At 54.9% G+C, this 19,270-nt stretch carries 15 protein-coding genes and 1 pseudogene; 5 read left to right on the plus strand and 11 right to left on the minus strand.

The window, feature by feature from the left end; translation table 11 throughout:
- Nucleotides 1–47 precede the first annotated feature (47 nt).
- A complete protein-coding gene (gene yjcO, locus J4645_RS16085; protein ID WP_023215128.1) occupies nucleotides 48–737 on the plus strand; it encodes a Sel1 family TPR-like repeat protein YjcO in 690 nt (229 codons plus the stop codon).
- Between the two features lie 157 nt (nucleotides 738–894).
- Here the strand turns inward: yjcO and gltP are convergent, their stop codons facing one another.
- The 7 genes and pseudogenes from gltP to nrfA form a co-directional block, all read right to left on the minus strand.
- Entirely contained in the window at nucleotides 895–2,205 is a 1,311-nt protein-coding gene (gene gltP, locus J4645_RS16090; RefSeq protein ID WP_000793278.1) for a glutamate/aspartate:proton symporter GltP, read from the minus strand.
- A 344-nt stretch (nucleotides 2,206–2,549) separates the two neighbouring features.
- Nucleotides 2,550–3,170 (minus strand): heme lyase NrfEFG subunit NrfG, encoded by a 621-nt coding sequence (nrfG, locus tag J4645_RS16095; RefSeq protein WP_001609647.1) that lies wholly within the window; start codon nucleotides 3,168–3,170, stop codon nucleotides 2,550–2,552.
- A pseudogene (gene nrfF / locus J4645_RS16105) lies at nucleotides 3,167–5,405 on the minus strand (heme lyase NrfEFG subunit NrfF). The gene nrfG and the pseudogene nrfF overlap by 4 nt, the downstream one beginning before the upstream one ends.
- Nucleotides 5,398–6,354 carry a cytochrome c nitrite reductase subunit NrfD gene (gene nrfD / locus J4645_RS16110; protein ID WP_000186606.1) on the minus strand — a complete coding sequence of 319 codons (957 nt, stop codon included), beginning with the start codon at nucleotides 6,352–6,354 and terminating at the stop codon, nucleotides 5,398–5,400. Before nrfD ends, nrfF begins: the two are co-directional and overlap by 8 nt.
- Entirely contained in the window at nucleotides 6,351–7,022 is a 672-nt protein-coding gene (nrfC, locus tag J4645_RS16115; RefSeq protein WP_001278026.1) for a cytochrome c nitrite reductase Fe-S protein, read from the minus strand. Before nrfC ends, nrfD begins: the two co-directional genes overlap by 4 nt.
- Entirely contained in the window at nucleotides 7,019–7,585 is a 567-nt protein-coding gene (nrfB, locus tag J4645_RS16120; protein WP_023215126.1) for a cytochrome c nitrite reductase pentaheme subunit, read from the minus strand. The genes nrfC and nrfB overlap by 4 nt, the downstream gene beginning before the upstream one ends.
- 69 nt (nucleotides 7,586–7,654) lie before the next feature.
- Nucleotides 7,655–9,091 (minus strand): ammonia-forming nitrite reductase cytochrome c552 subunit, encoded by a 1,437-nt coding sequence (gene nrfA, locus J4645_RS16125; protein ID WP_023215125.1) that lies wholly within the window; start codon nucleotides 9,089–9,091, stop codon nucleotides 7,655–7,657.
- A 431-nt stretch (nucleotides 9,092–9,522) separates the two neighbouring features.
- On the opposite strand from nrfA, the gene acs reads away from it, so the two are divergent.
- The 3 genes from acs to actP all read left to right on the plus strand — a co-directional run bounded on the left by acs (nucleotide 9,523) and on the right by actP (nucleotide 13,681).
- Nucleotides 9,523–11,481, plus strand: coding sequence for an acetate--CoA ligase (acs, locus tag J4645_RS16130; protein WP_000083874.1), 1,959 nt, complete (start codon nucleotides 9,523–9,525; stop codon nucleotides 11,479–11,481).
- Nucleotides 11,482–11,720: 239 nt separating this feature from the next.
- Nucleotides 11,721–12,035 carry a DUF485 domain-containing protein gene (locus J4645_RS16135; RefSeq protein WP_000999620.1) on the plus strand — a complete coding sequence of 105 codons (315 nt, stop codon included), beginning with the start codon at nucleotides 11,721–11,723 and terminating at the stop codon, nucleotides 12,033–12,035.
- On the plus strand, nucleotides 12,032–13,681 hold the full coding sequence (gene actP / locus J4645_RS16140) for a cation/acetate symporter ActP (RefSeq protein ID WP_000832536.1): 1,650 nt from the start codon (nucleotides 12,032–12,034) through the stop codon (nucleotides 13,679–13,681). The genes J4645_RS16135 and actP overlap by 4 nt, the downstream gene beginning before the upstream one ends.
- Before the next feature lie 38 nt (nucleotides 13,682–13,719).
- Here actP and J4645_RS16145 read toward each other — a convergent pair whose 3' ends face one another.
- Both J4645_RS16145 and J4645_RS16150 read right to left on the minus strand, forming a co-directional pair.
- Nucleotides 13,720–14,409, minus strand: coding sequence for an LrgB family protein (locus J4645_RS16145; RefSeq protein WP_001067096.1), 690 nt, complete (start codon nucleotides 14,407–14,409; stop codon nucleotides 13,720–13,722).
- Nucleotides 14,402–14,812: a CidA/LrgA family protein gene (locus J4645_RS16150; protein ID WP_000257347.1), complete on the minus strand. Its 411-nt coding sequence runs from the start codon at nucleotides 14,810–14,812 to the stop codon at nucleotides 14,402–14,404. Before J4645_RS16150 ends, J4645_RS16145 begins: the two co-directional genes overlap by 8 nt.
- A 103-nt stretch (nucleotides 14,813–14,915) precedes the next feature.
- On the opposite strand from J4645_RS16150, the gene J4645_RS16155 reads away from it, so the two are divergent.
- Nucleotides 14,916–15,803, plus strand: a complete 888-nt coding sequence (locus J4645_RS16155; protein ID WP_000354962.1) for a LysR family transcriptional regulator — start codon at nucleotides 14,916–14,918, stop codon at nucleotides 15,801–15,803.
- Between the two features lie 94 nt (nucleotides 15,804–15,897).
- Here the strand turns inward: J4645_RS16155 and J4645_RS16160 are convergent, their stop codons facing one another.
- Together J4645_RS16160 and ghxP are read right to left on the minus strand one after the other, a co-directional pair.
- Complete coding sequence (locus tag J4645_RS16160; RefSeq protein ID WP_001549778.1) at nucleotides 15,898–17,544, minus strand: Na+/H+ antiporter; 1,647 nt, start codon at nucleotides 17,542–17,544, stop codon at nucleotides 15,898–15,900.
- A 149-nt stretch (nucleotides 17,545–17,693) separates the two neighbouring features.
- Nucleotides 17,694–19,043 (minus strand): guanine/hypoxanthine transporter GhxP, encoded by a 1,350-nt coding sequence (gene ghxP / locus J4645_RS16165; protein WP_000106907.1) that lies wholly within the window; start codon nucleotides 19,041–19,043, stop codon nucleotides 17,694–17,696.
- Nucleotides 19,044–19,270: the final 227 nt, after the last annotated feature.

A 19,270-nucleotide genomic window follows, 5' to 3' on the forward strand; every position in this document is an offset into this window, starting at 1 on the left:
TACGATCTCTTTATACTGTATTTTCCGTACCCTAAATAAAATTCAAAATGAAACCACTTCTTGCATTGATGTTGTTTATGACATTCTTTGCCCATGCCGCAGATCCTGAGCCGGGTAGCCAGTATTTGCAGGCAGCAGAGGCAGGTGACAGACGCGCGCAATATTTTCTGGCCGACAGTTGGTTGAGCTATGGCGATTTGAACAAAGCTGAATACTGGGCGCAAAAAGCCGCCGACAATGGCGACGCCGACGCCTGCGCGCTACTGGCGCAAATCAAAATCACTAATCCGGTAAGCCTGGATTATCCCGACGCGAAAAAGCTGGCTGAAAAGGCGGCTAACGCGGGCAGTAAAGCGGGCGAAATTACGCTGGCGCAGATCCTGGTCAACACCCAGGCCGGGCGTCCGGACTACCCAAAAGCCATCTCGCTGCTGCAAAAGGCCTCTGAAGATCTGGATAACGACTCCGCGGTGGATGCGCAAATGTTGCTTGGCCTGATTTACGCCAACGGCGTGGGCATTGCCGCCGATGATGAAAAAGCCGCCTGGTATTTCAAACGCAGTTCCGCCATTTCCCGTACCGGCTATTCAGAATACTGGGCGGGAATGATGTTTTTAAACGGTGAACCGGGCTTTATTGAAAAGAACAAGCAGAAGGCGTTGCACTGGTTGAATCTAAGCTGTCTGGAAGGGTTTGATACCGGTTGCGAAGAGTTCGAAACGCTAACAAATGGCTGATGTTTATTGCCTGATGAACGTAGTCGTTGTAGGCCTGATAAGCGTAGCGCCATCAGGCAACCCGGAGCAGGGTGTCGGATGACGGCGTGAACGCCTTATCCGGCCTACATTTTCTTTCTCTGTAGGCCGGATAAGCAAAGCGCCATCCGGCAATCCGTTATTGGGCGGTCTTATCAAATTTCCCCAGTACGTCGCGCTCATAGGCCAGCGCTTTTTTACGGTCAAACTTGTGTTCCCACTTGGCAATCACCAGCACCGCCAGCGCATTCCCCACCACATTTAGCGCAGTACGCGCCATGTCGAGGATACGGTCGACACCGGCGATAAACGCCAGCCCTTCCAGCGGAATGCCCACGCTGCCCAGCGTCGCCAGTAACACCACGAAGGAAACGCCTGGCACGCCGGCAATCCCTTTCGACGTCACCATCAGCGTCAGCACCAGTACAATTTCCTGCCACAGCGACAGGTCGATACCGTATAGCTGCGCGATAAAAATGGCGGCGATGCTCTGGTATAACGTGGAGCCGTCGAGGTTAAATGAGTAACCGGTCGGCACCACGAAACTGGTGATAGAGGCTGGCGCGCCGTAAGCTTCCATCTTCTCGATAATGCGCGGCAGCACGCTCTCGGAGCTGGCGGTCGAGTACGCCAGAATCAATTCATCTTTCAGAATGCGAATCAGAATCCAGATACTTAACCCGCACAGGCGCGCCACGATGCCCAGCACCACCAGCGCAAAGAAGATAATGGCAAAGTGTACCAGCAGCACCAGTTTCGCCAGCGGCCACAGCGACGCGAAACCAAAATTCGCTACCGTGACGGCGATCAGCGCAAAAACGCCTACTGGCGCATAGCGCATCACCATATGGGTGACTTTAAACATGGTTTCAGAGATGGAACGAAATACCGTCACCAGCGGTTCGCGGTGCGTTGCCGGCAGGGACGACAACCCCAGCCCAAACAGGACCGAGAAAAAGATAATTGGCAGCATATCCCCTTTGGCCATCGATGCGATGATATTGGTCGGCACCAGCGACAGTATTGTCCCCATCAGCCCATGCGCATGACTTTGTACTTCCGCCGTGGTGTTCTGGTATTTCGAAATATCGACGGTCGCCAGTTGCGACATATCAATGCCTGAGCCTGGCTGAAAGACATTCGCCAGCGTAATGCCGAGGATAATCGCCACCGTGGTGATCAGTTCAAAATAGAGAATGGTTTTGGCGCCGATACGGCCTAGCTGTTTCGCATCGCCAACGCCGGCGATGCCGACAATCAGAGTCGAGATCACGATCGGCACAACGATCATTTTAATCAGGTGGATAAAGATATCGCCAGCAGGCGACAGCAGGTTGGCAATCAGCCATTCACGACTGTCACTGTGATAATGCAGATAGCTGCCCAACAGAATGCCCAGCACCATAGCCAGCAAAATTTGCCAGGCCAGGCTGACTTTCAAATTTTTCATAACAACAGACTTCCTCGATGAAGCGTTGCTCTCCGCCGAAAGCATGAGAGCAATACATACTGAAAGGGTATGATTTGTGTTGCGTTGGTTTGTAGAGTTTTTTAACGCGCATAATCAGTATCATTTGCATAGCGTCTTGCGCAACCCTTTCATAACAGGGCTTTTGGCTGTTTTTATGCATAATAACGCGAGTTTATGGCGTTAATGATGAATAACTATTTGTTATGGAAAGTTTTTTACTTCGTCAAAAACGAATAATACACTGAGGTAATTAATTTTTACTTGTGTCTCATTCGCCGTTTTTTTAAACAGCACACATGACAAAAGTCACAAAAAAGAAAAAATTATTTCTGCCGATTTTGTAACAATTTAGCCAAATTAATGGCCTCTACCAGCTGCGCGCGGTTCACTCGCGGCGAGTTAGCGTCCAGTAAGGTTTGCCACAGCGACACGGCTTGCGCATAATCCGCCTGCATAAACGCATCCGCCGCCAGCAGCATCTGCGCGGTCACTTCTGTCGCATCCAGCGCTAACGCTTTACTAATCATTTCACGCGTCGCAGGCGTCATATGTTGCCCGGCCTGGTAATACAGCACCGTTGCCAGCGCGGCGAAAAGCTGCGCGTTATCGCCTCGCAGACGCAACGCCTGACGATATGCCAGCAGCGCATTGTCATACGCATTGCGATAGAGATAATACTCGCCCAGCCGCGCCCATTGCTCGCTATCCTGCGGATTGGCGCGGATTTTTTCTTGCAGCCTGGAAAGCTGCGCCTCTGGCGTTTGCGGGTTCGTAAAGTCACGTAGCGGATCGGCCAGACGCTGTTGCTCGCTACGCACAGCCTGCCATTTCGGCGTCAACAGATAGCCGCCGACACAGGCAGCCACCATCAACACCGCCGCAGCCGCCAGACGCTTTACGGGCATGGGACGTAACGGCGCAGTGGAGTGTTCAGACTGGCTCATTGTTCCCCCTTTTCTGCGTGCTGACGCTTTCTCACCCGCCAGGCCACCACACCCACCAGCAATAACAGCAGGTACGGCAGCGTCCACAACAGCAGCGTTTGCTCATTCAACGGCGGGTTGTAGCGCACGAAATCACCATAACGGTCGGTCATCCAGGCGGTGATTTCCGCTTCGCTTTTACCTTCGGCCACCATGCTGTAAACCTGATGGCGCATACTGACCGCCACGGGCGCATTGGATTCCAGCAAATTCTGGTTCTGACACTGCGGACAGCGCAGTTGACTGGCAATAGACAGCGCTTTTTCCTGCTGTTGTGGATTGTCAAAGCGCCAGGTATCCACCACCTGGGCGTGGGTGGCGAAGGTGATTAAAAACAGGACGATCGTTAAGAGTAAAAACTTTCTGCCGGATGGCGCTACGCTTATCCGGCCTACGGTTTGCGCATCCTGTAGGCCGGATAAAGCGTTTACGCCGCCATCCGGCAACGCTGTGAGTAATTTACGCATCACGCTTCCTCCCCCGCCATCCGCTCAGCAGCGCGCCACACACCATCAACAATCCCCCACCCCAGATCCAGCGCACGCCGGTCTGCACGTATAAGCGCATGGCGTAACGATCCGCTCCGGTTTTTTCGCCCATCACCGCGTACCAGTCATGTAGCAGGTTCCAGTGAATCCCCGGCTCCATCATCTGTTGACGACGCGCGGCATAGAAGCGCCTTTCAGGCTGCAGGCTGCCAATGCGTTTTTCATTCCGCCACAACGTGATCCGCGCTTTTTCACTGGTGTAGTTGCCTTTGGCCTCCAGATCCAGACGCTCGAAACGAAAGGTATAGCCCGCCAGTACTACCTGCTGACTGGGGCTGAGGTTAAGGCTGATTTCATGCCGACTACCGCTGGAAACCATGATCCCGGCGGCGAAGATAAATACGCCCGTATGCGCCAGCAATGCCGGAAGCTGACGATGCACAGAGACTTTGCGGCTTCTGATTGTCGCCAGTACGATAACCACCAGCATCAGCAGACCAAACGGCAGCGTGACGCGATTAAAATAGGGCGCGCCCACCGAAAGCCTTCCCCAGCCCATCAAACCATAAATCATGGGGTAGAGCGTCCCGACCAGCACGATCAACAAGACGGCGCTAAAGAGCAGCAACGTCGCCAGAATGAGCGTTTCGCACTTTCCGCCGTCCAAACGCGTCGCCGGATACGGCTCCCGCGCCCGCCAGCCGTACAGAGCAAGCGATGCCAGACTTAACGCGGCAAAAAGGGTAAACAGCGGCACCGCGCGCACGTTATCTAACGCAAAAGCATGTACCGAAACAAGAATGCCGGAACGCACAATCAGCGTTCCCAGCAACGAGAGGATCAGCGTCAGTATCGCCAGCAGCAACGACCAGTGACGGAAGCTCCCGCGCTGGCGGCTGACATACAGACTGTGCAGCAAGGCGCTGGCGGCAAGCCACGGCAACAACGAGGCATTTTCCACCGGGTCCCAGAACCACCAGCCGCCCCAGCCCAGTTCGCAATACGCCCACCACGATCCGAGAATGATCCCCAGCGTCAGAGCGCACCAGCCGGGTAACGCCCAGCGCCAGCACACCCAGGCGGTTGCCGCGTTAAAGCCGCCGCACAGTAGCGAAGCCAGCGCTACGCTCGCCGCGATCATCAGGCCACCATAACCCAGATAGAGCAAAGGCGGATGTAAGATCAGCCCCAGATGTTGCAGCATGGGATTAAGGTCGCGCCCTTCCATGGCGGGAGGGAAAATACGCAGGAACGGATCGGACCACAGCACAATAAATAGCAGCAGCGAGGCCATAATGAGGGACAAGATGCTCAGGGTCAGCGGAAAAAGCGCGTCAGATTCATGCCGGGAGCGCCAGGCGAATAGCGCCGTCCACCCCGAAAGAAGCAGCGCCCACAGCAGGAGCGAGCCTTCATGACCGCCCCATACCGCCGCCAGTTTCAGTCCCCATGACAATTGACTATGGCTATGCTGCGCAACATAAACGACCGAAAAATCGCTGGTCAGAAAACAGCTAACCAGAATCGCAAACGCCAGTAGCAGCAGCGTGAACGCCATCCACGCGCCGCAGGTCGTCAGGCGCATGACGCCACGCCAATGCTGACCCATCCCGCACCACGTCGCCAGCGGGGTCAACACGTTGACCCCGAGACTCAACAACAGCGCCAGAAATCCGGCTTCAGGAAGGAAGATGTCCAGATTATGCAACCGTTAGCTGTCCCGCATAAAGAATGAAAAAGCGCAGCAGCAGCACGCCGGTCAAACTGGCGCCGCAAACGGCCAGCACGCCGTGAAACGTGACGCTACGGTTAGCCCAGGGTTTCAGCAGCAGCGGGATAATCAATCCCAGCCCTACGACGCCAAGCCAGAACCACCAGCTCCAGAATCCGCCGCCCAGCGCCGCCGCCAGCGCGCGCATTTTGCCATCATCGCCCAGCGCCAGCCCGATAAAAAAGGCCGCCAGCAGGAAGATCTCCAGCCATACCACTGGGGTTTCCATGCGATGTACAAAACGCGCCTCGGTGCTGTGCGGGTTGCTACGATGGCGTAACGCCATAACGATCAGCGCCACCGCCGCGCCGGAGGAGATGCCGGAGAACAGAAACAGCGCCGGCAGGATCGGGTTATTCAGGAACGGATAGGATTTCAGCGCCGACAGCAGAAACCCGGTGTACGCCCCGAGCAGAACCGCCAGTACCAGCATTAACGTCTCCAGCACGCGATGAAACGGCGTTATTAGCGCCAACACTTTCTGCACGATCCCTAAACGCGGCAGCCAACGCTGTTGCAGGGCAATCACCTCTTTTCCAAAGATTTTTGCCAGCCACAGTACTAACACCACCATGTACAACTGGAACAGCATCACCCCCATCGACATCACCGAGGTAAAGCTGTAGTGGAACATCAGTTTCCAGAAGGTCCACGGGCGCGTCAGGTGGAAGACCAGAATCAGCAGACCAAGAATAATCGCCCCCGGCCCTAACACCAGCGTAGTGCGCAGCAGCGTGCTGTCCGAACCGCCCGCCTCCGGATGGAAGCGACGCAGCAGAATCGCCAACGTAACCAGTCCGGCGGAGATGCCAATCAGGAACAGATAGATGGCGATGGGCCAGTCCCACACCAGTGATGCAAAATGAAATGCAGAAGCGGGTGTCATTGGCTCACCTCCCCATAGTTAAAGGGAACGCGGTAGACCTTCGGTTTTGTGCCCAGCGCCAGCTTGTAACGATAGGTAGTTTTTTGCCGCAACAAACGGGAGATATCGCTGTTGGGATCGTCCAGATTACCAAACGTCAGCGCCTTCGTCGGACATGACTCAACGCAGGCGGGCTGTTTGCCCGCTTTCAGGTTGGTTTTCCGGCAGAAATCGCATTTATCCGCCGTCTTACTGACCGGATGGATAAAGCGCACGCGGTAGGGACACGCGGCAATGCAGTACTGGCAGCCGACGCAAAGGTCCGGATTCACATCGACAATACCGCTGGCGGCATCGCGGAATGATGCCCCCGTCGGGCAGACGTCAACGCAGGGGGCATGGTCGCAGTGCTGGCACGAGTGGCGGAAAAAGCGATATTTCACCTCCGGAAACGTCCCCTGCGGCTCGCTGCGAATAATCGTCAGGCGCGATACGCCTTCCGGCACGTTGTTGACTTCCCGACAGGCATCCATGCAGGCCGTGCAGCCGATGCATAATGACTCATCGTGTACCATGCCATAACGCACGCCATTAATATTCAACGTGTTCGCTACAACGCGTCCTGCCATCCCACTGACCGCCGCCAGCGCACCGACGCGGGTAATAAATTGACGTCGGGTGCAACTCATGGCTGCTCCTTAAGCAACGGAACGGACGCCGGGTTAAAGTACGGGTTAGTACGCTGATCGCTGTGGCAATCCACGCATATTTTGATCCGTCCTTTCTCGCTTAGCGTCTGCATCGTGTCTTGCTGCGGATGCAGGGAATGGCAACTGGCGCAGGTCACTTTAGTAACATGAACATCGTGCGGCCAGAACGCTTTTTGCAGTTGTTCAGGCAAGTGGCAGGACATACAGACGCTGTTCTGCTGCTCTACCGTATACATCGGGTCGTTAAAACGCATCACATCTTTCACCCCTTCACGGTGGTGAAGCGACGGTTGACCGTGGCAGTTGGTACAGGTTATCGGCAATTTATTGTTCGGGTTGATAGCGCCCGTATGTTTACCGTGCATACCTTCGGTGTCCGGCTTGTGACAGTCCAGACAGGCAGCATCCGGATTACGCTGCTGGGTGACCGTCCAGCGTTGATCCGACTCCTGCTGCGTTGGCGTGGCAGTGATTCCACTCAGGCTCCAGAACAGGCCTGACGCCAGCACCCCAGCAGTTAATAACGAACGTAATACGCTCATATTCACTCCATTACATAATGCCGGATGACAGCGCAAGCGCTTTATCCGGCAAATTTGTCACATGTGAGGTTATTGGCTTAACAGACCGTTTTTACGCGCCTGATCTTCCCACTGCGGTACGACCGTTTTCAGGAAGTCCTGCTTCTCCGCGTTGATTTGTTGCATATTCAAACCAATCGCTTTCTGCGCCTTCTCTTTCGTCGAAATATCCGGCAGCGGAATTTCATGGGTAATGCCTTTGGTCGCCAGCAGTCGCGCCAGTTTAGTACGGGCATCCGCGGCTTTATCCATCGCACTGCCTAACATCCGTAGACCTTCTTCCGGGGCATGCATATGAATACCGTGTGACGCAATCGCCAGATCCCAACGCCACTGCGCGCGGCGAATATCGTTCAGAATCGGTTTCATTTCCGCGTCTGTCGCCCCCGCATCCCATGCGGCTTTCGCTTCGAAGTGCGCATGTACCAGCTGATCTTCAACCTTGATTTTCAGGTCATGAATCGCCTGTTTACGCTCGGCGACCACTTTTTGCAGGGACGCTTTGTCCTGGGTGTGGCAGTTGGCGCAGGTTTGCGCGAAATTGTCGAACGGGTTGCCGATTTTATGGTCGGTGTAGAGCTTGCCTTCGGCGTTCTGTACTTTCGGCATGTGGCAGTCAATACAGGTCACGTTGTTCTTACCATGAATGCCCGCGCTCCAGGTTTCATATTCCGGGTGCTGCGCTTTGAGCATCGGGGTTTTGGACAGAGAGTTAGTCCAGTCAGAGAAGGCGATAGTGTCGTAGTATTGCTCCATGTTCTCGACTTTCATGCCCTCATCCCACGGGAACTTAACGGCTTTGTTTTTACCGTCAAAGTAGTACTCCACGTGGCACTGGCCGCAGACCATCGATTGCTGATCAAATCGTCCCGCTTTATCAAACGGTTTGCCGATAGCCTCCATCGCCCGTTCAGCATAGGGGCGCGACAACGTTAACGCTGGCTTCCCCTGGGCGAAATCGTCCGACGCGGTGTTATGACAGTCGGCACAGCCCAAATCGTTGACAATTTCCGGGCCGCCTCGCGCCCATTTGCCATGGAAGTAGCCGTCTTCGCCTTCTTGTTGGATAAGGCGCGCGACATCGGGGCTTTTACAACTCCAGCAGGCCATCGGCAGCGGGCCGTCTTCCGCCGTTTTTGGCGCGCCGGTACGCAGTGTTTCGCGCACGTCAGTTACCGCATACGCGTGGCCGCGTGGTTTGTTGTAGTCACGGGAGAAGGGATAGCCCGCCCACAGGATCACCAGACGAGGGTCTTCCGCCAGCGCATCTTCACGGGCAGACTGTTCTGACGTCGCTTTCCATGACTGATATTGGTCGGGGTGTTGAGGCGCGAACGTTTCATTTTTCGCTTCAACAGTAACGGTTTTTGCGGATACAGGCGTTTGCTCAGCGTAAACAGAGGTAATGAAGAAAAAAGGAAATATAAGGCTGAAGAAACGGCGTGCGCGTAGTGTTTTCCTTGCCATAGAGGTCTCATCCAGATTGCGCCATTATCTTTAATGGCGATTTTTTATCGTTTTCCATAACAGCAACCGCACAAATACTGTTATTACATTGATCTCCTCTATGTGTAACAAATAACCACACTTAAAATGTTGTCTTTAATCAATTGTAAGTGTATGTAAAATACCACTTTAGAGTTAGCAACCTGGACAAAACTCCCTCTCTTTTCTGATTTCCGGACACGGATCACTTTTTTAAAAAATTTCATATAACGTCATGTTATCCCGAAAATTTATCTAATTTTGCGGGACACAATCAAAAAATAGATTGCTGCTTATTTGCACAGTTCCCTTTTTGCGTGATCTGTCGCCCAAATACTAAACAAAACTTATTAAGACCCTACATTTAACGTTTATGCGACATATTATTAACATCCTACAAGGAGAACAACAGCATGAGCCAAACACATAAACACGCCATTCCCGCCAACATTGCGGATCGTTGCCTGATAAATCCAGAGCAGTATGAGACTAAATATAAACAGTCTATTAACGACCCCGATACGTTTTGGGGCGAACAGGGAAAAATTCTCGATTGGATCACGCCGTACCAAAAAGTGAAAAACACCTCCTTTGCGCCAGGCAATGTGTCGATTAAATGGTACGAGGATGGCACGCTAAATCTGGCGGCGAACTGTCTTGACCGCCATTTGCAGGAAAATGGCGATCGCACCGCCATTATCTGGGAAGGCGATGACGCGTCGCAGAGTAAACATATCTCTTATCGCGAACTGCATCGCGATGTCTGCCGTTTCGCGAATACACTGCTGGATCTGGGCATTAAAAAAGGCGATGTGGTAGCGATTTATATGCCGATGGTGCCGGAAGCGGCGGTGGCAATGTTGGCCTGCGCCCGCATCGGTGCGGTGCATTCGGTGATCTTCGGGGGGTTCTCGCCGGAAGCCGTCGCCGGACGCATTATCGACTCCAGCTCGCGGCTGGTGATCACCGCTGACGAAGGTGTACGTGCCGGACGCAGTATCCCGCTGAAAAAGAATGTCGATGACGCGCTGAAAAACCCGAATGTCACTAGCGTTGAGCATGTGATCGTCCTGAAGCGCACCGGCAGCGACATTGACTGGCAAGAAGACCGCGACCTGTGGTGGCGCGATTTGATTGAAAAAGCCAGCCCTGAGCACCAGCCTGAAGCGATGAATGCCGAAGATCCGCTGTTTATCCTTTATACCTCCGGCTCCACCGGCAAGCCGAAAGGCGTGCTGCACACCACCGGCGGCTATCTGGTCTACGCCGCGACCACCTTTAAGTATGTCTTTGATTATCACCCTGGCGATATTTACTGGTGTACCGCCGATGTGGGTTGGGTGACGGGGCACAGCTATCTGTTGTATGGCCCGCTGGCCTGCGGCGCGACCACCTTAATGTTTGAAGGCGTGCCGAATTGGCCAACGCCCGCTCGCATGTGCCAGGTGGTCGACAAACACCAGGTCAACATTCTCTATACCGCCCCAACGGCCATCCGCGCGCTGATGGCGGAAGGCGATAAAGCCATTGAAGGCACCGACCGCTCTTCACTACGCATTCTGGGTTCCGTCGGCGAGCCGATCAATCCCGAAGCGTGGGAATGGTACTGGAAGAAGATCGGCAAGGAAAAATGTCCGGTCGTCGACACCTGGTGGCAGACTGAAACAGGCGGTTTTATGATCACGCCGCTACCGGGCGCTATCGAACTGAAAGCCGGTTCCGCCACCCGTCCTTTCTTTGGCGTACAGCCTGCGCTGGTGGATAACGAAGGTCATCCGCAAGAAGGCGCGACGGAAGGCAATCTGGTCATCACCGATTCCTGGCCGGGCCAGGCGCGCACTCTGTTCGGCGATCATGAACGTTTTGAGCAGACCTATTTCTCTACCTTTAAGAATATGTATTTCAGCGGCGACGGCGCGCGTCGCGATGAAGACGGCTATTACTGGATCACCGGTCGCGTGGATGACGTGTTAAACGTCTCCGGCCACCGTCTGGGTACGGCGGAAATCGAATCGGCGCTGGTGGCGCATCCGAAGATCGCCGAAGCGGCGGTGGTGGGTATTCCACACGCTATCAAAGGCCAGGCGATTTACGCTTATGTCACGCTCAACCACGGCGAGGAGCCGTCGCCAGAACTGTACGCGGAGGTGCGCAACTGGGTACGTAAAGAGATTGGCCCGCTGGCGACGCCGGACGTGCTGCACTGGACCGACTCACTGCCAAAAACCCGTTCCGGCAAAATTATGCGCCGCATTTTGCGCAAAATCGCGGCGGGCGATACCAGCAATCTGGGCGATACCTCGACTCTCGCCGATCCTGGCGTGGTGGAGAAACTGCTCGAAGAGAAGCAGGCCATCGCGATGCCGTCGTAACCATAAATGCCGGATGGCAACGCGAATGCGTTTTATCCGGCCTACGACCCTACCCCTGCCCTCTCTCAAACCGGGAGAGGGAAATATAAAAAAACCTCCCCCAAAGGATTTCGTGTTACAGGAAGGCGGCAAGCGAGCACATCCTCAGCAGCATAGTTCACTATGTGGCTGGGGCGCGCGAGTGCGGCCAACGCGCCTGTAGCGCGAAAGACGCAGGGGGACCTCTGGAGAGCTCTGTGATGAATGACCAAATTTATCAGCGGATAGAAGACAGTGCGCGTTTCAGGGAATTAGTCGAAAAACGGCAACGGTTTGCCACGATTCTGTCGGTTATCATGCTGGCGGTTTATATCAGCTTTATTTTACTGATCGCCTTCGCGCCTGGCTGGCTGGGCACGCCTCTACATGCGGGAACCAGCGTCACCCGAGGAATTCCCATTGGCGTCGGGGTGATTGTGATTTCTTTTGTGTTGACCGGAATTTATATCTGGCGGGCGAATGGCGAATTCGATCGTCTTAATAACGCCGTACTGCATGAGGTGAAAGCATTATGAAGAGAGTTCTGACGGCGCTTGCCGCCGCACTCCCCTTCGCCGCTCATGCGGCGGATGCCATTAGCGGCGCGGTTGAACGCCAGCCCACCAACTGGCAGGCGATTATCATGTTTTTGATTTTCGTCGTGTTTACGCTCGGTATTACCTACTGGGCCTCTAAACGCGTACGTTCCCGTAGCGACTACTACACCGCAGGCGGCAATATCACCGGGTTCCAGAACGGCCTGGCGATTGCCGGCGACTATATGTCTGCCGCGTCATTTCTCGGCATTTCCGCGCTGGTGTTTACCTCCGGTTATGACGGGCTGATCTATTCGCTGGGCTTCCTTGTCGGCTGGCCAATCATCCTGTTTTTGATTGCCGAGCGCCTGCGTAATCTGGGACGTTATACTTTTGCTGACGTTGCCTCTTATCGCCTGAAACAGGGGCCAATCCGTATTCTTTCGGCCTGTGGCTCCCTGGTAGTGGTAGCGCTTTATCTCATCGCCCAAATGGTCGGCGCCGGTAAACTGATTGAACTGCTGTTCGGCCTCAACTATCACATCGCCGTGGTGCTGGTCGGCGTGCTGATGATGATGTACGTGCTGTTCGGCGGGATGCTGGCGACAACGTGGGTGCAAATTATCAAAGCCGTCCTGTTGCTGTTTGGCGCCAGTTTTATGGCCTTTATGGTGATGAAACACGTCGGCTTTAGCTTCAATAATCTGTTTACCGAAGCCATGGCGGTACACCCGAAAGGCACGGCGATTATGAGCCCAGGAGGGTTGGTGCAAGATCCGATTTCGGCGTTGTCGTTGGGTCTGGGACTGATGTTCGGCACCGCCGGCTTGCCGCATATTCTGATGCGTTTCTTTACGGTCAGCGATGCCCGCGAAGCGCGCAAGAGCGTGTTCTATGCCACCGGTTTTATGGGCTATTTCTACATTCTGACCTTTATTATCGGCTTCGGCGCTATCATGCTGGTGGGGGCGAATCCCGCCTATAAAGATGCCGCGGGCGCGCTGATTGGCGGCAATAACATGGCGGCGGTGCATCTGGCCAACGCGGTAGGCGGCAACCTGTTCCTCGGCTTTATTTCGGCAGTGGCGTTTGCCACCATTCTGGCAGTGGTCGCCGGTCTGACGCTGGCGGGCGCATCGGCGGTGTCGCATGACTTGTACGCCAACGTGTTCCGCAAAGGCGCAACCGAACGTGAAGAGCTGAAGGTGTCGAAAATCACCGTCCTGGTGCTGGGCGTGATCGCCATTATCCTCGGCGTCCTGTTTGAAAATCAGAACATCGCCTTTATGGTGGGCCTGGCGTTTGCTATCGCCGCGAGCTGCAACTTCCCCATCATTCTGCTTTCCATGTACTGGTCAAAACTGACCACGCGCGGCGCTATGCTGGGCGGCTGGTTAGGTTTACTGACAGCGGTGGTGCTGATGATTCTTGGCCCTACCATTTGGGTGCAGATCCTCGGCCACGAAAAAGCGATCTTCCCGTATGAGTATCCGGCGCTGTTCTCTATCAGCGTGGCGTTCCTGGGGATCTGGTTTTTCTCGGCCACCGATAACTCGGCAGAAGGCAACCGTGAACGTGAGCAGTTCCGCGCTCAGTTTATCCGCTCCCAAACGGGATTCGGCGTACAACAAGGGCGTGCGCATTAATCTTACCGTTTCCTCCGGCCCCGTGGGTCGGAGGAAAATCAGAACATTACCCTCGCCACCAGCGGGGCTGCCAGCACCATCACCACGCCGGACAGCATCATTACCAGACTGGCGACGACGCCCTCCTGCTGACCCAGTTCATAGGAACGCGCCGTGCCCGCCCCATGTGACGCCGCGCCGAATCCTGCCCCTTTTGCCATGCCTTCCCGGATAGAGAGACGCAAAAATAGCGCGTCGCCGACCGCCATGCCAAACACGCCAGTGACGACCACGAACAGCGCCACCAGATCCGGCTGCCCGCCCAGGGGTTCTGCCGCCGCCAGCGCAAACGGCGTAGTAACGGAACGTACCGCCAGACTACGCTGAATCTCATCCGATAACGTGAACAGACGCGCCAGCCAAACGGAACTAGTGACCGCCACCACCGTCGCCGTCACTACGCCCGCGGTGAGCGACATCCAGTGACGTTTGATAATCGCGAGGTTATCGTACACCGGCACCGCAAAGGCAATGGTCGCCGGGCCGAGCAGCCACAATAGCCAGTGCGATTCACCAATATAGTTTTGCCAGGAGATATGACCGAACACCAGCATTAACACCAGCAGTGCTGGCGTCAACACTAATGGCATCAACGGCAGTTTGCGAAAACGGCGATACAGACGCTTATTGGCGAAGTAAATCCCCAGCGTAATCACCAGGCACAGTACGCTTAACTGAACGTTATTCACGGTTTAGCCTGCTCATCTCATAGCGATACACTTTATCCACCACCCACGCCGTCGCGCCGAGTACCATTAAGGTACTGATCGCTATCACCGAGAAGATGCGCCAGCCGTCCACCAGTAACAGATGGGCATAGTTCACTACCGCCACGACGGCGGGAACAAAGAATAACAGCATCTCCGCCAGCAGCCAGCGTGCGCCTGCGCGTACCCAGCTAAGCGGAATAATCCGGCAAACGATCAGCGCCAACATAAGTACCATGCCGACCAGATTCGCGGGCAACGGCAGGTGCAGCCAGGAGACAAGATATTGGGAAAAAATGAATAAACCTGCATAGAGCAGTACCTGAACCGGTACCTGGAGTCGTTGCACAACGGCAGGCGTAACGCGGCTTATCGCCACAGCCATGAGGGAATGTCCTGAAAAATAATACGGAGCGCCAGTATAGAGAACCTCCGTCACGGGCAGAAATGAATTAAAATCATTGCAGGCATAGTCGGAAGGAATAATCATGGATATCAGAACGCTGCGTTATTTTGTCGAGGTGGTGCGCCAGCAAAGTTTCACCCGCGCAGCGGAGAAGTTATTTGTCACCCAGCCCACCATTAGCAAGATGCTGAAAAATCTTGAAGATGAGCTTAACTGTACGCTACTGATCCGCGACGGACGTAAGTTATTGCTGACCGATACCGGACGCGTGGTGTTTGAACGCGGTCTGGCGATCCTCGCTGAGTTTCGCCAGTTAGAGGCCGAGTTGAGCGATATTAACCATCTCAATAAGGGCGTGCTGCGGCTGGGTATTCCCCCGATGGTCGGCATGTTGATGGCCGGGCCAATCAGTTTGTTTCGACAACGCTACCCTGGCGTTGAACTCAAAATTTCGGAGTTTGGCGGCCTGACGGTACAGCAGGCGGTAATGAATGGCGAGCTGGATGTTGCGATGACCGCGCTCCCGGTGGAAGAAGCGAGCGGGCTGACGACGTTATCGCTGTTCAGTCATCCGCTGTGCGTGCTGGTTCCCCGTTCCGGTCAGTGGACAACCTGCGACTCCATCGCGCCTGAAGCACTGGCGGAGCATCCTCTTCTTATCTACAACGAAGACTTTGCCCTGAGCCGCCAGTTGATGACCTTATTTAGCCAGCATGACGTAAAACCACGGATTGCCGTGCGCAGCGGGCAATGGGATTTTCTCGCCGCCATGGTGCAAGCGGGCGTCGGTATCGCCATTTTGCCGGAGCCGATTTGTCAGCGTCTGGATAAGGCCACGCTGCGCTGGCTACCGCTGGAAAGCGATCTCCGCTGGCAGTTGGGCATGATTTGGCGAGAGGGCGTGTATCTGTCGCACAGCGCCCGGGCATGGTTAACCTGTTGCGAAGGGTTTTGGCTGAAACAACCGTAAGCCATGGGTTAAAACCCTTGCCGGATGGCGGCGCAAGCACCTTATCCGGCCTACTTGTAGGCCCGGTAAGCATGGCGCCACCGGGCCACAAGGACTACTGATTTTCTATCAGTAACGCCTCCATCAAATCCAGGTCGTGCAGCAGCTTTTGCAATGTTTCATTGCTGATTTCTCGTGTGGCGCGCAGATGATACAACTCGGCGCGTTCGGAACGCAGCGCGGCAAGACGGAAACGTCGCTCCAGGTTTTCTTCCTGTATGGAGCTTTCGACATCGTTTCGCCCATCGGCACGGCGACGCAAGTTACCGATGACACGCGAGCTTACTTCAGTAAGCAACTGATTATCGATGTTTTCTTCGGTATCCGCCGCCAAACGCTCTTCCATTTTCTGAATGGCGACAATCGCCACTTCCGCCGTCGCCGCACGGGCGATACGCTCCTCTTTCAACTGTTGCGCATGATCGGCGACTTCCAGATGTTGCAACAGCAGCGGCAGCATGATCACGCCGACAAATAACGAGAACAGAATGACGCCAGCCGCCAGGAATACCAGTTCATAACGCGCCGGAAATCCGCTGCCATCCGGCAAAAGTAACGGTATAGAGAGCACACCAGCCAGGGTGATCGCCCCACGAACGCCAGCGAAGGAAGCAATCAGAATTTCACGCGACGTCCAGCTGGCGAACTCCATCGGTTTCTTCTTCAAAAAACGCAGGCTGAACTTTTTCATGGCCCACAGCCAGCCGAAGCGAACCAGCATCAATGCCGCATAAATCAGCACGATATCGGTAAAGAGCATCCAGGTTTCGACATTCGGGTCAGCTTCCGCCGCCGCCAGCGAAGATTCCAGAATACCCGGCAATTGCAGTCCCAACAGCAGAAAGACCATACCGTTAAAGACAAATTCCAGCATCGCCCAGGTACTGTTCGCGCGCAAACGCATTGCCAGCGGCGCGCGGCGCATTACGCCAGAACGGGTGATGGTCATCCCGGCGGCAACCGCGGCCAGGATGCCTGAGACGCCAATATGCTCGGCAATCAGGTAAGACGCGAAGGGCAGCAGAAACAGCAGGACAATTTGCGTCGCGGGTTCATCGCCGCCCCAGCGGCTCAAAAAACGCAGCGAGCGGCCATACAGCCAACTGACCACAAAACCCGCCAGAATACCGCCGATAGCGACCTTAAAAAATTCCAGCGTCGCGCCGCCGACGGTAAAGACCATCGTCCCCATCGCCACCGCGACGGCGAATTTCAGCGATACCAGACCGGAGGCGTCGTTCATTAACGCCTCTCCCTGCAGAATGCCCATGATTTTTTTCGGGATACGCCCCTCGCCCACAATTCCGGAGAGCGCTACCGCATCGGTCGGCGACAGCACGGCGGCCAGCGCAAAGGCGGGGATCAGCGGAATGCCGGGCACCAGCCAATAAATCAGGAAGCCGATTCCCACGACCGTTACCAGGACCAACGCCAGCGCCAGCCCGAAAATCTCTCGTCCATGCTCAAGAAATTCACGGGTCGGCGTCTTCCAGCCATCCGCAAACAGCAGCGGCGGAATAAACAGCACCAGGAAGAGTTCCGGGTCGAATTCCACATGCAAACCAAACGTCGGCCACGCCAACAGCGCGCCAACGGCGATCTGCATAAGGGGTAAAGGAAGCTGGAAGGGTAATACACGCGTAAATACCCCCGACAGCGAGACCACAAGGGTCATGATGAGTATTGTGAAGAAAATTTCCATGCGTTCCCTGTTTGCGATGTTTTTTATGATGGAGAAAGGCATCATGCCTCGGTTTCACCTTCTTCAGATTAACGCAAAAGGTAACGTGATGTGTCCTGAAAATGAAAACGGGCGACCAACGCCGCCCGTTTTTCAGAATGAAGGCAGAACTAGATAGCCCAGCCGCCGGCATAAAAAGCGACCAGCGCGACCGCAATGACGACAGTTCCGATATTCAGCTTACGCCATTCGCCGGAAACCAGACGCCCGACGACCAGCGTGGCAAAGCCGATCATAATCCCGGTGACAATGTTACAGGTCAGTACAATAAATACGGCCGTTACCAGCCCCGCCATCGCATCGACGAAATCAGCAAAATCGATTTTCGCCACGTTACTCAGCATCAGCAGACCGACATACATGAGCGCCGGGGCGGTTGCGTAGACGGGAACGAGATAAGAGAGCGGCGAAAGAAACAGGATCAGCAAAAACAGCACGCCCACGGTAATCGCCGTCAGGCCCGTTTTACCGCCCGCCGCCGTACCGGCCGCAGACTCGATATACACCGCGGCTGGCGCTGCCCCGACCAGGCCGGAGAAAACGCTACTCAGGGAGTCGGTGGTTAGCGCTTTACCGCCATCGATAATTTGTCCATCTTTGTCCAGCAGATTAGCCTGCCCTGCGACCGCACGGATCGTTCCGGTCGCATCAAACACCGCCGTCATCACCAGCGCCAGTACGCTTGGCAGAACGACAGGGTTTAACGCGCCCATAATATCCAGGCTGCCGATCAGCGAGTTGCCGTTTTCATCGCTCAACGAAGGCATGGCGAAAATGCCGGAAAAATGGACGTTAGGATCGAAGAGCAAACCCACAATAGAAATGCCAATAATGGTCAACAGAATGCCGCCGGGGACTTTCAGCTTTTCCAGACCGAGAATAACAGCCAGCCCCACAAGCGACATAATCACCGGGAAGGTGTCGAAATCGCCCAGCGCGACCGGCAGGCCATCCAGCGGGTTTTTAATGACCAGGCCGACGCCGTTGGCGGCAATCAGCAACAAAAACAGGCCAATACCGATACCGGTTCCGTGGGCCACGCCCTGTGGCAAGTTACGCAAAATCCAGCTACGAATGCCGGTGGCGGAGATAACGGTAAACAGTACGCCCATCAGGAATACGGCGCCAAGCGCGACCGGGACGCTAATATGCTGCCCCAGGACCAGGCTAAACGCGGTAAACGCTGTCAACGAGATAGCGCAACCGATAGCCAGCGGCAGATTCGCCCAAAGCCCCATAACGATAGAGCCGACGCCTGCGACCAGGCAGGTCGCTACAAAGACGGCGGCAGGCGGGAACCCGGCTTTACCCAGCATCCCTGGCACCACGATGACGGAGTAAACCATCGCAAGAAACGTGGTTAAGCCAGCAACGACTTCCTGGCGAACGGTGCTCCCGCGTTGTGAAATTTTAAACCAGGCGTCGAGTGAACCGCCGGTACGCGCTGAAGGCGTAGACATAGAAAACATCCCCTGAGAATTTATTATTCGTCGGTATACGCGGGAGGTAATCCACTAACAGCGCAACGTTATCTCCTTGTGCTACATTTACGACAACCGGGGCGCCGCAAAAAAGCAAACGTTTAGCTCCACGTATACAAAACGGGTGGCAAAAAAAAGCAAACGATTATCCAGCGATCATCAACGCTTTTTCAACTGAACTTTGCCGCTTTTTATGCTTTTCTGCT

It is taken from the genome of Salmonella sp. 32082101201600294FB01SM01, assembly GCF_017572865.1.
Taxonomy (GTDB): Bacteria; Pseudomonadota; Gammaproteobacteria; order Enterobacterales; family Enterobacteriaceae; genus Salmonella; species Salmonella enterica.